The sequence below is a fragment of the Halomonas sp. DP8Y7-1 genome, from assembly GCF_019801685.1.
GTDB classification, from domain to species: Bacteria; Pseudomonadota; Gammaproteobacteria; order Pseudomonadales; family Halomonadaceae; genus Halomonas; species Halomonas litopenaei_A.
Window position 1 is genome coordinate 98996 of the sequence record NZ_JAHVIN010000012.1, and the last position, 13017, is coordinate 112012.

A 13017-nucleotide genomic window follows, 5' to 3' on the forward strand; every position below is an offset into this window, starting at 1 on the left:
GGCGCTATCCCGGGGCAGGGGGCTCAGGCGATAGGCTCCCTCTCCAGTGATCCCCACCCAATGAGTTCATCTCATTGGTCCGCACTCCGTGAGCTCCTCTCAATGAGCGCCTCTGGGTGACTCCCTTCTGTTTACTCGCATTGCCTTTGTTCATCTCCCTTCTTGCGTTGGCATGAGTTTCCCCCTGAATCCTGTCTGCAGCGGCGCTGATGACCTGGCGGCGGTGTCAGGCTAGACGATGGTCTATTCCGGTTGTGCTTGTCACTCCTGTACGAAGGATCTAGTTTTCACCCTAGCGCTTGCTAGGTTTACGCTTACGTCAACGGAATGCTTGGGCCGGGGCAGCGCTCTCCAACAAACACAACGTAAGAGGCACGTCATGAGCCATGCCACACTCCCATCGGCCGAGTCCTATCGCGAGACGTTTGATATACAGCAGGTGATTGACCGCTTGGACGATCATGGTGACGGCTGCCTCAACGCTTACTATGCCTGCTGTGGGCGTCATGTAGCGCAGGGCCGTGGCGAGGTGCTGGCGTTGGTGCACGAAGCACCGGATGGGGCCGTTACACGCCTGAGCTATCGCGAACTGGATAGCCTGAGCGCACGTCTCGCCGCGTGGATGTCGGCCCAGGGGCTGGCAGCAGGGGACCGTATCGCCTGCATGCTGCCGCGCTCGCCCCAGCTGTTGATCGCAGTATTGGCGAGTTGGCGGCTGGGGGCCGTGTATCAGCCATTGTTTACGGCATTTGGCCCGGATGCCGTCGACTACCGTCTTGGGCGAGCCGATACCAAGCTGGTCATCACCGATGGCGCCAATCGTCACAAGTTTGACGGTCTGGCGTCCTGTCCCTCGGTGCTGGCGCTGGGTGGCGCCAGCGAGGCACATCCGCAGGATCTCGACTGGGATCACGCCCTGTCCAGTGAGCCATCGTCGGCTACGCCACCGCGCCTTGGCCCTGAGCAGCCGTTTCTGCAGATGTTTACGTCAGGCACGGTCGGCAAGCCCAAGGGGGTTGCCGTGCCGCTCTCCGCAATGCCCGCCTTTGCGCTGTATATGGAGCTGGCCGTCGACCTGCGTGGGGAGGATCGCTTCTGGAACATGGCAGATCCCGGCTGGGCCTATGGCCTCTATTACGCGATCACCGGACCCTTGCTGTTGGGCGTGACCACGCATTTTTGCGAGGCCGGCTTCAGTGCCGAAGGCGCACTGGCCTTCATGCAGCGCCATGACATCACCAACTTTGCCGCCGCTCCGACCGCCTATCGTTTGATGAAGGCGTCCGGGCTCTTTGATCAGGCACACGAGACACTGTCGTTGCGGGCGGCGAGTTCCGCCGGGGAGCCGCTGAATACCGAAGTGGTCAACTGGGTCGAAAGGGCGCTGGGCTGCGCGGTGATGGATCACTATGGCCAGACCGAAACGGGCATGACCTGCAACAACCATCATTGTCTCGACCATCCCAAGCATGTCGGCGGCATGGGCGTGCCAATGCCGGGCTATCGCCTGGTGATTCTTGATGCGGAATATAACGAGCTGCCGCCGGGCGAGCCCGGTGTGCTTGCCGTCGACGTGGCGAGGTCGCCGGCGCATTTCTTTCCCGGCTATACCTGGCAGGAAAAGCATCCGTTTGCCGAGGGCTACTACTTGACGGGAGATGTGGTCATCCGCAACGACGACGGCAGTTTTCAGTTTGCCGGAAGAGATGACGACATCATCACTACCGCAGGTTATCGGGTAGGCCCGACCGATGTGGAAAACTCGGTATTGACCCATCCTGCCGTGGCGGAGTCGGCTGCGGTGGGGCAACCCGATGATATTCGTGGGGAAATCATCAAGTCCTACGTGGTGCTCCGGGAGGGCTTCGAGGCCAGTGATGAGCTTGCCGAGGATATCCGCCAGCAGGTCAGAGAGCGCCTGTCGACCCACGCCTTTCCAAGGGTGATCGAGTTTGTCGATGAACTACCCAAGACCCCCAGTGGCAAGATTCAGCGTTTCAAGTTGAGGGCGGATGCTGCCGCCAAGGCGTGACGCCTGGCGCCATCTTCTGACGCCCCGAGGGAGCCCTCGGGGCGTGTGTTGTCAAGCACGTCTGGTAAAGAGAGAGAACACTTCATGGATATCAACGATGCCACCTTTGTGATCACCGGCGCTGGCTCCGGGCTTGGTGCCGCCTGTGCCAAGAGACTGGTGGCAGCCGGAGCCCAGGTGGTGCTGTGCGACCTCAGCGACAAGATCGACCAGCAGGCCAAGGACCTGGGTAAGGGCGCTATCGCCATGCACGCCGACGTCACCTCAGCAGACGACATGCAGGCGGTGTTCGATGCGGCACGTCAGCATGGCGAGCGCGAGGGGGTCGACGGCGTCATCCACTGCGCCGGCGTGGTTAGCGTGGCCAAGCTGGTGGATCGCCATGGCCATCCTGCCGACCTGGAGGCCTATGCCCGGACCATCCAGATCAATCTTGTGGGGACCTTCAACGTGATGCGCCTGGCCGCGGCGACGATGGTACACAACAGCCCGGGTCCGGACGGTGAGCGGGGTGTCATTATCAATACCGCGTCCGTGGCCGCTTTTGACGGCCAGGTAGGGCAGTGTGCCTACAGTGCGTCCAAGGCAGGGGTGGTCGGCATGAGTCTGCCCGCCGCCAGGGAATTGTCACGCCATGGGGTGCGGGTAATGGCGATTGCCCCAGGGGTATTCGAGACGCCGATGATGGCCGATATCCCTGAGGACGCTGTCGCAGCGCTGTCGCAAGCCGTGCCGTTTCCCAAGCGGCTGGGCAAGCCGGATGAGTTCGCCCGGCTGGCCGAGCAGATCATCACCAACAGCATGCTCAATGGCGAGGTCATTCGCCTGGATGGCGGTATTCGCATGCAGTAATGCGCAGTGTGCCGGCGAGGCGCGGGCGACGGCCGTCTCGTCGGCTGTCACCCACAGGGTGATGGCGTAGCGTCAGTGACCAAGATGCTTGTGGTGCCAGTACGACCGACGACAGGACGGGTGATCAAGGCATGGCTGACCATGGTGCCAGGGACGATCGTGCCATCGGCACTCAGTGTCTCTGGGATGCCAAGGGTTCAAACGAACGCTTGACTTGTGGTCGGTTGCGCCGCTATTTTCAAACACATGTTTGAAAGCCCGATGAGCCATGGTGGCACGGGCATCGCCTCGGATCGACAGGAGTGACCCATGCCAGATTATCAGGCACCGCTGCGCGACATGCGCTTCGTGATGGATGAGCTGTTCGACTATCCGGCTCATTACGCCCGCTTGCCCGCTGGCGACGACGTTTCGCCAGACGTGGTGTCTGCCATTCTGGATGAGGGAGCGCGCTTTGCGCGTGAAGTGTTGCTGCCGTTGAATCAGAGCGGAGACAAGCAAGGCTGCCGTCTGCAAGACGGCGATGTAAAGGCCCCCGACGGCTTTCGTGACGCCTATCGTCAGTACGTCGATGGTGGCTGGCCCGGGTTGGCCGCAGAGCCCGAGCATGGTGGCCAGGGCTTGCCGCCGTCACTGTCGATGCTGTTGTCGGAAATGATCTGTGCAGCCAACCTCTCCTGGGGCATGTATCCCGGCTTGTCTCACGGTGCAGCAGATGCGCTGCGCCATCACGGCACGCCGGAGCAACAGCGGGTCTATCTGACCAAACTGGTGGAGGGCAGCTGGACGGGCACCATGTGCCTGACAGAGCCCCATTGCGGCACAGACCTTGGCCTGATCAAGACCAAGGCTACGCCGGACGAGCAGGGCGGCTACCGCATCAGTGGCACCAAGATCTTCATTTCTGCGGGCGACCACGATCTTTCCGACAACATCGTGCACCTGGTGCTGGCTAAGTTGCCGGATGCGCCGGAGGGTTCCAAAGGCATCTCGCTGTTCCTCGTCCCCAAGTTTCTGCCCGATGCCGAGGGTGAGCCCGGTCAGCGCAATGGCGTGACCTGCGGTTCGTTGGAACACAAGATGGGGATTCACGGCAATGCCACCTGCGTCATGAATTTCGATGGCGCCACGGGTTACCTGATCGGAGCTCCCAACAAGGGACTCGCCTGCATGTTCACGATGATGAATGCGGCTCGGATCGGGGTGGGCATTCAGGGGCTGGGCCTGGCCGAGGCCAGCTTCCAGAACGCGCTGAGCTATGCCCGTGACCGGCTGCAGATGCGCGCGCTATCGGGGCCCAAGGCGCCGGAGAAGGCCGCGGATCCGATCATTGTGCATCCCGACGTGCGGCGCATGCTGTTGACCCAGAAAGCCATCGCAGAAGGCGGTCGGATGCTGGTGCTGTATACCGCTCAGCTGATCGATGTGGTCGAACAGACGCCGGCTGGGGAAGAACGGGAGCGCGCCGAAACGCTGTTGGGGTTACTGACGCCCATCGTCAAGGCATTTCTGACCGAGCTAGGCTTCGAGGCAACCAATGAAGGCGTACAGGTCTTCGGTGGACACGGTTTCATTCACGAGTGGGGGATGGAGCAACTGGTGCGTGACGCCAGGATTACCCGTCTCTACGAGGGCACCACTGGCATCCAGGCCCTCGATCTGCTTGGACGCAAGGTGCTGATGAACCAGGGCGAAAGCCTGAAGGTGTTCACCAAGGAGATCCATCTGTTCTGCAAGGCGGAAGCAGACAACGAGGACATGGCCGCCTTTGTTGCTCCTCTGGCTAAGTTGAACAGTCAGTGGGGCGAACTGACCATGGCGATCGGGATGAAGGCGATCAATGATCGGGAGGAAGTCGGCGCGGCGTCGGTGGACTACCTGATGTATTCCGGCTACGTCACCCTGGCCTATCTGTTCGCCAAAGCGGTGAAGGCATCCCGCCAGGCGCTGGCACAGTCGCCAACCGATGCGGCCTTCTACGAGGCCAAGATCCATACCGCCCGTTTCTACTTCGAGCGCCTGTTGCCGCGCACCAGAGCCCACGCCGCGCAGATGCAGTCAGGTGCAGAGAGCCTGATGGGATTGGATGAAGGGGCCTTTGGTCTGGGCTTCGAGCGGTAGTCGTGAACCGTACCGGCCTCTGCGTGTCGTCGCTGAGGTCGGTCAATCGAGCTCTCTCGGTCAGGTGACTGATCGTTGGCGGCGAGCCTGGCTCGCCGCTTTTTTTATATGTTGTCGATCGGCTGGCCAGCGCCTGCATCGGTATGTGAGTTATTTGATATCAGTAAATTCATAAATATCAGACTACACTGATGAGCGCGTTCATTAGCGGACATAGGGGTTTCATGGCATGATGCGCAGCAAGTGAATGTTACCTCCAGTGAAGCCCAGGGCTCACGCTGTTGTCTTCTTTGCCCCTCCAAGGAGTTCTGATGAGTCGTCATCTGGGCTTGCGCGTCAAGTCTCTGCTGGTGCCGCTGTTGTCGTTTCTCATGGCGTTGGTGCCCATGGTCTGGATAGGCATGCACGCGCTGCAGGATCTGGAACGTCACTTCGTTCAACGTTATGCCGAACAGTACAGCCGCCTGCACCTGCAGCGCATGCTCACGCCGCTGTCCCGCGAGCTGGCGTTGGCCAAGCGCTTTGGCGACATGGCGGTCACCCGCGAGTGGCTGGCAGATATCGATAACCAGGAACTGAAGGCTCGCTTTTTCCGTGAGGCCGAGGGGTTTCGCCAGCAGTTTGATGGGGATGACTACTACGTCGTGCACCATCAGACAGGGCAGCTCTACTACAACGACGGCAGGCTCGAGGAGAGTCGCGACCCGCGCTATAGCCTCGACGCCGACAGCGACGAAGATGCCTGGTACTTCCGTGCCATGGACAGCGGCGCGCCATTTGGTGTCCAGGTGGCTTACAGTCGAGCGCTGAATACCACCCGGGTGTGGGTCAACGTCCGCGTGGATGGTGTTGACCAGCCGCTCGGTATGGTGGGTGGAGGTCTGAATTTCCAGCACCTGCTGGCCAGCAGCTTCGACGACCAGTCACAGGGTGTGTCTTCCTACGTGCTTGACCAGCAGGGGCAGGTGATGGCGACCGCCGAGGGAGGCGACTTCCAGGCCACGGACCTTAGCCGTGATGCGGGTGAAATGAAGACGTTGTCACCCTTGGTAGAAGACGCCGATGCTTTGCAGCAGATGCTTACCCAAGCTCGAGACGGTGATGAGGATGTCATCAACAGCACCCTGGTGTGGGGCGGTGATGAAAGGGAAGTGGCGGTCAGCTACCTGCCAGAACTGGACTGGTGGCTGGTCTCGGCGATAGACCCCTACGCTATGCAACTGCTGGAAAAGCGTTGGCTGATGCCGTTGCTGGTGGCGCTGCTGTCGGGTCTTGCCATCATGCTGGTGGCGGTCGTGTTCACCCTGCAGCGTCTGATCGTGGGTCCGGTGCAGCGCCTCAGCCGCTCTGCTCAGGCGCTGGCAAGAGGCCAGTACGATGTCGAGCTGGACAGCGACAGGGGCGACGAGATCGGCGATCTGTCCCGGGACTTCCAGCGCATGGCGGATCAGGTCATGGCGCATACCGATGAGCTTGAGGAGCGAATCCGACACCGCACGGCGGCATTGGAGAGCGCCAATCATCAGATGAGCGAGGCCAAGCGCCAGATCGATGATTCGCTGGAGTGCGCCAGAGCCCTGCAGCAAGCGATACTTCCCCGCCGTGACCTGACCCAGTGCGCCGGACTCCATCATGGCGTGCTGTGGAATCCACGGGATGCCGTGGGCGGCGATATCTTCGTCTTCCGCAATGCGGGCCACGGCTACCTGCTGGGCGTCATCGACTGCGCGGGTCACGGGGTTCCTGGGGCGTTGATGACCATGCTGGCACGTGCGGCCTTCGACAACTCCGTGAATCAGGTCGGGCCAGAGGACCCGGCGGCGATCCTGACAGAGATGGACCGTCGTATACGGCGTACCTTGCTTGGCGAGACCGAGTCCGAGGCCGTTACCCCCCATATGGATGTGGGTCTGGTATGGGTAGAGGCCGATGAGCGACGGTTGACCTATGCCGGTGCCAAGTTGGATCTCTATGTCACCGACGGCAGCCAGCTTCAGGTATTGGCGGGAGGGCGCCGCGCACTGGCTTACAAGCGTCCAGGTGAATATCGTAATCAAACGTTGGAAGTTGCCCCTGGCTGGTCCTGTACCCTGTGCAGTGACGGTTTTCTGGATCAGGCGGGGGGCAAGGATGGCTTCGGCTTTGGCAAGCGTCGCTTCGAGGCCATGCTGATGACTCACGCTGCGCTGACGCCAAGCGCTCAGGTGGCGGCATTCCTGCAAGAGCTCGAGCACTTCCAGGGCGACCAGCGCCAGCGTGACGACATCACATTGCTGTGCTTCCAGCCTGTTGCTGCCACATCAGAGCCGTCAGCTGAGGCGACCACCCACATCTCCCATGGTCTTGATGAGGACACCCCATGGACCTCTTGACGCTACGTGAGCAGTTCGACCAGCAGCGCGTCCTGCTTAGCTTCAATGGCCCGATTTCTCATAGCCTGATCGAAGAAATCGGCAAGGCCATTCGCAATTATCTGAACAGTGAGTCGGCAGAGCCGTCGGCGGCGATGGACGTCTTCTCGACCTACATCGAGATGACGCAGAATATCAGCCACTACGCTACCGCCATGGGCTACGACGACCACCGGGCGACGGCCACGGTGGCCGTTGCGCGCAGTCCAGAAGGGCATTATCAGGTGTCCGCGGGCAACGTGGTCGAGCATGCCGATGGTGAGCGCTTGATGGCTACCGTCGGCGAGCTGAGCGGGCTGGATGCGAGTGAGTTGAAGCGGGTCTACAAGCAGCAGCTGAGGAAGCCTCGGGAAGAGGGCTCCCGGGGTGCAGGCCTGGGGCTGATCGACATGGCGCGCAAGTCCTGTCAGCCGTTGCGGTCCACGCTCAAGCCGATGTCGGACCAGCAAAGTTTCTTCTGCATTACCGCTACCATTTGACGGAAAGTCATCACCATGATTAACGACCTCGCGATTGACGGAACCCAGTCGACACCAGACATCCGCTCTGACTGGGAAGCCGGGCGCCTGACGATGCGCGGCGACTCGTATCCGGAAAACACCTTCGAGCTCTACAGCAGCGTCTTGAGCTGGGTGGATGCCTACCTGCGTTCCGGCGATAAGCCGCTGTGCGTGCAGCTCGACCTGGTGTATCTCAACACCAGTTCGGTCAAGGCCATGATGGATATCTTTGACCTGATGGAAGAAGCGCATCAGGAGGGCACCGAGTGCAGCGTCGACTGGCGCTACGATGTGCGAAATGAACGCATCGCCGAACTTGCCGAAGAGTTCAAGGAAGATTGCAGTTTTCCGTTCGCGATCACCCCGATCGAGGAAGTGACTCCATGACGGAAAGGGATCGTCAGCTGCTTCGCGACATCGAGGAAATGCTGGCGTCACCGGAGTACGCAGAAAACCCTCTGCGCGCGCCGCTTGAGGCGCTGTACCTGCGGCACACCGATCAGCTCGAGCGGCTGGAGCGTATGGCCGCCATCTCAGATGGCTTTCAGCGGGGTGTGAAGTCGGATCTTACCACCGCCGAGCGGCGGCTCGAGCGCCAGCAGCGGCGCCAGCGCAAGCTGTCGCGCATCGCCGATGGCTATCAGGAGCTACTGTTCGAGCGTAACCAGACCCTGGAAAGTGAGGTGATGCTGGACCCACTGACCAAGATTCCCAATCGTCGTGGTCTGCATACTGAGCTGCGACGGTTGATGGCGGCCAATCGGCGTCAGCAGAGGCCGTTCACCTTGGCCATGGTCGATATCGATCATTTCAAACGTTTCAATGATGACCACGGCCACGATGTGGGGGACCAGGCCCTGCTGACGGTGGCGCGGGTGCTGAGCGACACCCTGCGCGGCGGCGACATTGTCGGTCGCTGGGGCGGGGAGGAGTTTCTGCTGGCCCTGCCTGGTGCTTCCTTGTGGGCGGCAGAACCTCTGTTTGAGCGGCTGCGCGGCAACCTCAAGGAAACTCGCCTGATCGAGGGCAGCGATCTGACCGTGACGGTGAGTATCGGTGCCGCCGAGCACCGGGGTGACGAAACCTACGAGCAGACCATGAACCGCGCGGATCAGGCGCTGCTGGAGGCAAAGCGCAGCGGTCGCGACCGCTGGCAGGCGGCACCATGAGCCGTCCGTCGCTGGCATCTCTGCCCGTCTCCAACCAGCTGTGGCTAGAGCCGCTGGCGGCGGTCCACGGTGACGGTATCTGGCAGGCGGTGGAACACAGCCGTGACTCGCTTGGCCCATGGCTGCCCTGGGTGGATACGACCGTATCCCCCGCGGATTGTGAGGTCTTTGTCACTGCAGCCATGGCCGAGCGACGACTGGGCATCGCCCGTCATTTCGCCCTGATGGAAGGCACTGAGGGTGGCGGCAGCGAACTGATCGGGGTGGTCGGCTTCAATCGGATTGTCGAAGGTCACCGCTGGGCGTCGATGGGTTACTGGCTGCGGCACGACAGGCAAGGCGCCGGGCGCATGGCAGCGAGTGTGTCTGCGTTGGTGGCCTACGGCTTCAATGAACTGGCGCTGCATCGCCTCGAAATACGCTGTGCCGAATATAACACCCGCAGCCGTGCCATTCCCGAGCGACTCGGGTTCAGGCAAGAAGGTGTCTTGCGCGACTGCGAATGGGTTCGAGGCCGCCCCCTTTGCCACGTGGTCTACGCCATGCTGGCCGTCGATAGGATTCCTGAGGCTCTTACCCCGGCGAGGTAGGAGGGTGACATGGGCATGCCACCCAGCTTTCACGCTGGCTCAGTGCATGATGAAGCGCTATGCCCAGCGCTCCTCAGCGGTAAAGGCCACGATAAACCAGCGTCGCTCCGGCGGAATGCTGAGTCGGCGCGAGATATCCTCGCGAATCTCGTCCATCTCGACCATACCGCGCCCGCTGGCAAAGTGGGGCGCGGTGACAATATGGATTTCAATGCGGTGGCCTCGGCCACTCTTCGCCACATGGCTGTAGTAGTGGCTAAGCCCTTCTCGCTGCATGACCTCGGCCATGGCGGCGTGGACTTCACGATCGATCGCGCTGGGTGCCATCAGGAAAATGTCCTTGGCGGCACGACGGATGATACCGACCGGTACCGGGATGAAGACCAGGGTCAGCACCACCAGTAATGCGGAGTCGACGTAGGGCGTCCAGTGGTCCAACGCGGTGTCCTCCAGCAGCAACGCGATCACGAAGGCGACCAGCAGCGCCCCGGTGATCAGTGCTGCCATCAGCCAGTTCTTTTGATCAATACGCAGAAATTCCGATCTCGCCCGACGATTGATCCTCTTCAGGTAGATGGCCATGGTGCTGCAGATGACCAGTACCGCCACGGCGTAAAGCGTCGCCGCCCCGAAGGCCAGGGCGTGTCCCCCGCTGAGCAGCTCGCGTAGGGCGTTGAGAAACGCATAAAAACAAAGTAGCAGCAGAATCGCGCCATTCAGCGCAGCGACCATGGGCTCAAAGTGCCAGAAGCCATGCTGGAAGCGCTGTGTCGCTTCACGCATGACCAGCCGTGACACCGCCAGGGCCAAGGTCGACATGGCAGCGTCGATGGTCGAGAAGACCCCGTCGAACAGGATCGCCTGTGAGCCGGCCATAAGGCCAAAGATGACCCCAAGCAGGGCCACACCGAGGGTCGTGATGATCGAGAGGGTCAGCGCCCGCTGCTCAAGTCTGGCATCCATGATGTGAAGTACCGTCAAGTAAGACTGGGTCAAGAACGTAAGAGGAGTGCCAGGATGACGCCGGCTACAGAGTGGGGTGGGTCAGCTCATTGCCGGGTAGCCGAGCGTCTGGCGCAGCCGCTCGGCGTGTGAGGCTAGCCAGGTCGCGTCGATGGGGCCCCAGTCGACGATGCGGTAATGGCCGATATTGTGGGGTTTGCCTTGTTCATGCTCGAAGTGGCATTCGATGTCCAGCTCTTCCAGTGCGGACAGGGTGTCCTGAGCGGTGCGACGTGGCATGCCGGTCGCTGTCGTGATGGCGGGAACCGTATCGACGCCGCTGGCGATGAGGTGGGCGACATATAGCCGACGATAGAAGCTGGTGCGGGTCTTGCTCAGAGTCGCCATGGAGTGTCTGCCTGATATCACTTAAAGGTGAGTAAGCGTTACCCAATCGTAGGTGTGGTGCAAGTCGTCACGTCTAGTTTGACGCACGTCAGTAGTTGACGACAGGGCCCGACGTACAGTGGCACGGCGCCAAGGGATAATCATTCGTAAATGAAGGTCCCGAGGCGAGCCATCCCTGTCATCTACGCCTTGAGGTTCGTCATGTTCCCACTTGCTCTCCCTGCCCGAGCCTGTTCCCTCGTCGCGGCTGTCGCTTTCGCTGCCGTCTGTTCGTCCGCCTCAGCGCTCGAGTATCCCATCGGAGAGCCAGCCCTGATCAACGGCATGGAGGTGGCGGCGGTGTATCTGCAGCCAGTCGTCATGGAGCCGGCCGGTGCGCTGGTTGCCGGGGATGCCGATATTCACCTCGAAGCGGATATTCACGCCCTGGAAGATAACGCCAATGGCTTTGCTCCCGGGGCATGGATCCCTTTTCTGCATATCGACTATCGCCTGCAGAAGGAAGGTAGCGACAGCGTGATGGAGGGATCACTGATGCCGATGATTGCCAGTGACGGCACTCATTATGGCAGCAATGTGGCACTGGATGGCGCGGGAGCCTATCACCTGACCTTTCACGTGGAAGCCCCGGAGTTGATGCGCCACGTGGACAAGGAGACCGGGGTCGCGCCCTGGTATGCGCCCTTCGACGTCGAGTATGACTTCGTCTATGCCGGCGTCGGCAAGAAGGGCGGATACTGAGAAGGGAACTCACATTATGCTGTTGTTACGTCGTTCACCGTTGGGGGAAGCCCTCGTCAGAGGGCCGTTGGTGGCCCTGTCGCTGATGTCGCTGTGGGCCGTTGCGGGAGAGGGCCTTGCCGAGGGCCTGCCCAGCTATCGATTGACGCTTGATGACGGGCGTCTCGAGCCTACCCCGTTGCTGGTCAGGGCAGGGGAGCGGTTCAAGCTGGAGTTGCACAACAGTGGGGCCACCCCGGTCGAGTTCGAAAGTCGTCGCTTGCGCCAGGAAAAGGTGATGGGCCCTGGCGTCCACTCCTTTGTGGTCATTCATCCGCTCAAGCCTGGTCGCTACGAGTATTTCGATGAATTCCACCTGCCCGAGGCGCAGGGCGAAATCATCGCGGTTGCCCCAGATGAGCAGGCTGCACCATGAATGGCGCGGCCTTCTTGGTGGTGTTTCGTGAAAGCATGGAAGCCATTCTGGTGCTGGGTGTCCTCTACACTTGGCTGGTTCGCGCCGAGCGCCGTGATGCCCTGAGGTGGCTGTGGGCGGGAGCCATGGTGGGCATCGCGCTTGCCATCTCGTTAGGCGCGGCCTTGATGGGCGTCGGCGACGTGCTGAGCGGAGACGCTCAAACGCTGTTTCAGGTGATCATGTCAGCCGTGGCGGCGCTTCTGATCGTGCATATGGCGGCGTGGATGCGGCGTCATGGCGCGACGCTCAAGGGGGTGCTTGAGCGCGACGCCCAGCGCTGCCTGGCACCGGTCCGTCAGTGGGGGATCGCCAGCCTGGCGGCGCTGGCGGTCGCCCGGGAAGGCGCCGAGACACTGGTATTCCTCTATGGCATCGGTGTCGCGCAATGGCATCAGGGCACGCGCTGGGACTTTGTCCTGTCCGCCGGCCTGGGAATGGTGATGGCAGCGCTATGTTTCTGGGCATTGCAATGGACGTCGCGGCGCTTTGCCTGGCGCCTCTATTTTGTGATCAGCGAAGCATTGTTGCTGCTGGTGGCGGCCGGTCTTTGGGTGTCGGCGCTGGAAGGGTTGATCAATCTGGGCTGGTTGCCCGCTGGCATGGATCCGCTCTGGGATACCAGTCAGTGGCTGGACGACGGTCAGGGAGTAGGAGGGATGTTAGCCTCCATCGCTGGCTATCGGGCCTGGCCGCCCTCCACCCTGGTGTTGGGCTACATCGCGTACTGGTGGCTGGTCATCATGTACCTGCATGTTCCCCTGCGCAGGCAGATCATAGATCGGGTGGCATCGTGA

Annotated in this window: 13 protein-coding genes; 11 read left to right on the forward strand and 2 right to left on the reverse strand. The window is 61.2% G+C overall.

Annotated features, from left to right (window positions below; genetic code table 11):
- The first annotated feature begins 379 nt into the window (after positions 1-379).
- The 8 genes from KUV41_RS14720 (at position 380) to KUV41_RS14755 (ending at position 9675) form a co-directional block, all read left to right on the forward strand.
- Positions 380-2032 (forward strand): AMP-binding protein, encoded by a 1653-nt coding sequence (locus KUV41_RS14720; protein WP_222238118.1) that lies wholly within the window; start codon positions 380-382, stop codon positions 2030-2032.
- 84 nt (positions 2033-2116) lie between these two features.
- Entirely contained in the window at positions 2117-2884 is a 768-nt protein-coding gene (locus KUV41_RS14725; protein WP_222486632.1) for an SDR family NAD(P)-dependent oxidoreductase, read from the forward strand.
- Between the two features lie 309 nt (positions 2885-3193).
- Positions 3194-5005 carry an acyl-CoA dehydrogenase C-terminal domain-containing protein gene (locus KUV41_RS14730; RefSeq protein ID WP_222486633.1) on the forward strand — a complete coding sequence of 604 codons (1812 nt, stop codon included), beginning with the start codon at positions 3194-3196 and terminating at the stop codon, positions 5003-5005.
- Positions 5006-5316: 311 nt separating this feature from the next.
- Complete coding sequence (gene siaA, locus KUV41_RS14735) at positions 5317-7377, forward strand: biofilm regulation protein phosphatase SiaA (RefSeq protein WP_222486634.1); 2061 nt, start codon at positions 5317-5319, stop codon at positions 7375-7377.
- Entirely contained in the window at positions 7365-7895 is a 531-nt protein-coding gene (gene siaB / locus KUV41_RS14740) for a biofilm regulation protein kinase SiaB (protein WP_222162987.1), read from the forward strand. Before siaA ends, siaB begins: the two co-directional genes overlap by 13 nt.
- Before the next feature lie 15 nt (positions 7896-7910).
- Positions 7911-8303, forward strand: a complete 393-nt coding sequence (siaC, locus tag KUV41_RS14745) for a biofilm regulation phosphoprotein SiaC (RefSeq protein ID WP_261317430.1) — start codon at positions 7911-7913, stop codon at positions 8301-8303.
- Complete coding sequence (locus KUV41_RS14750) at positions 8300-9085, forward strand: diguanylate cyclase (protein WP_222238121.1); 786 nt, start codon at positions 8300-8302, stop codon at positions 9083-9085. Before siaC ends, KUV41_RS14750 begins: the two co-directional genes overlap by 4 nt.
- The gene (locus tag KUV41_RS14755) at positions 9082-9675 is read left to right on the forward strand and encodes a GNAT family N-acetyltransferase (protein ID WP_222486635.1); all 594 of its coding nucleotides are present in this window, start codon (positions 9082-9084) and stop codon (positions 9673-9675) included. Before KUV41_RS14750 ends, KUV41_RS14755 begins: the two co-directional genes overlap by 4 nt.
- A gap of 57 nt (positions 9676-9732) precedes the next feature.
- Here the strand turns inward: KUV41_RS14755 and KUV41_RS14760 are convergent, their stop codons facing one another.
- Together KUV41_RS14760 and KUV41_RS14765 are read right to left on the reverse strand one after the other, a co-directional pair.
- Positions 9733-10638 (reverse strand): cation diffusion facilitator family transporter, encoded by a 906-nt coding sequence (locus KUV41_RS14760; protein ID WP_222486636.1) that lies wholly within the window; start codon positions 10636-10638, stop codon positions 9733-9735.
- A gap of 81 nt (positions 10639-10719) precedes the next feature.
- Positions 10720-11025, reverse strand: a complete 306-nt coding sequence (locus KUV41_RS14765) for a helix-turn-helix domain-containing protein (RefSeq protein ID WP_206937177.1) — start codon at positions 11023-11025, stop codon at positions 10720-10722.
- A 201-nt stretch (positions 11026-11226) separates the two neighbouring features.
- Between KUV41_RS14765 and KUV41_RS14770 the strand changes: the two genes are divergently transcribed.
- The 3 genes from KUV41_RS14770 to KUV41_RS14780 are packed head-to-tail and all read left to right on the forward strand — an operon-like array spanning position 11227 to position 13017.
- Complete coding sequence (locus KUV41_RS14770; protein WP_222162990.1) at positions 11227-11766, forward strand: iron transporter; 540 nt, start codon at positions 11227-11229, stop codon at positions 11764-11766.
- Between the two features lie 16 nt (positions 11767-11782).
- Positions 11783-12181, forward strand: a complete 399-nt coding sequence (locus KUV41_RS14775) for a cupredoxin domain-containing protein (RefSeq protein WP_224852041.1) — start codon at positions 11783-11785, stop codon at positions 12179-12181.
- Positions 12178-13017 (forward strand): FTR1 family protein, encoded by an 840-nt coding sequence (locus KUV41_RS14780; RefSeq protein WP_222486637.1) that lies wholly within the window; start codon positions 12178-12180, stop codon positions 13015-13017. Before KUV41_RS14775 ends, KUV41_RS14780 begins: the two co-directional genes overlap by 4 nt.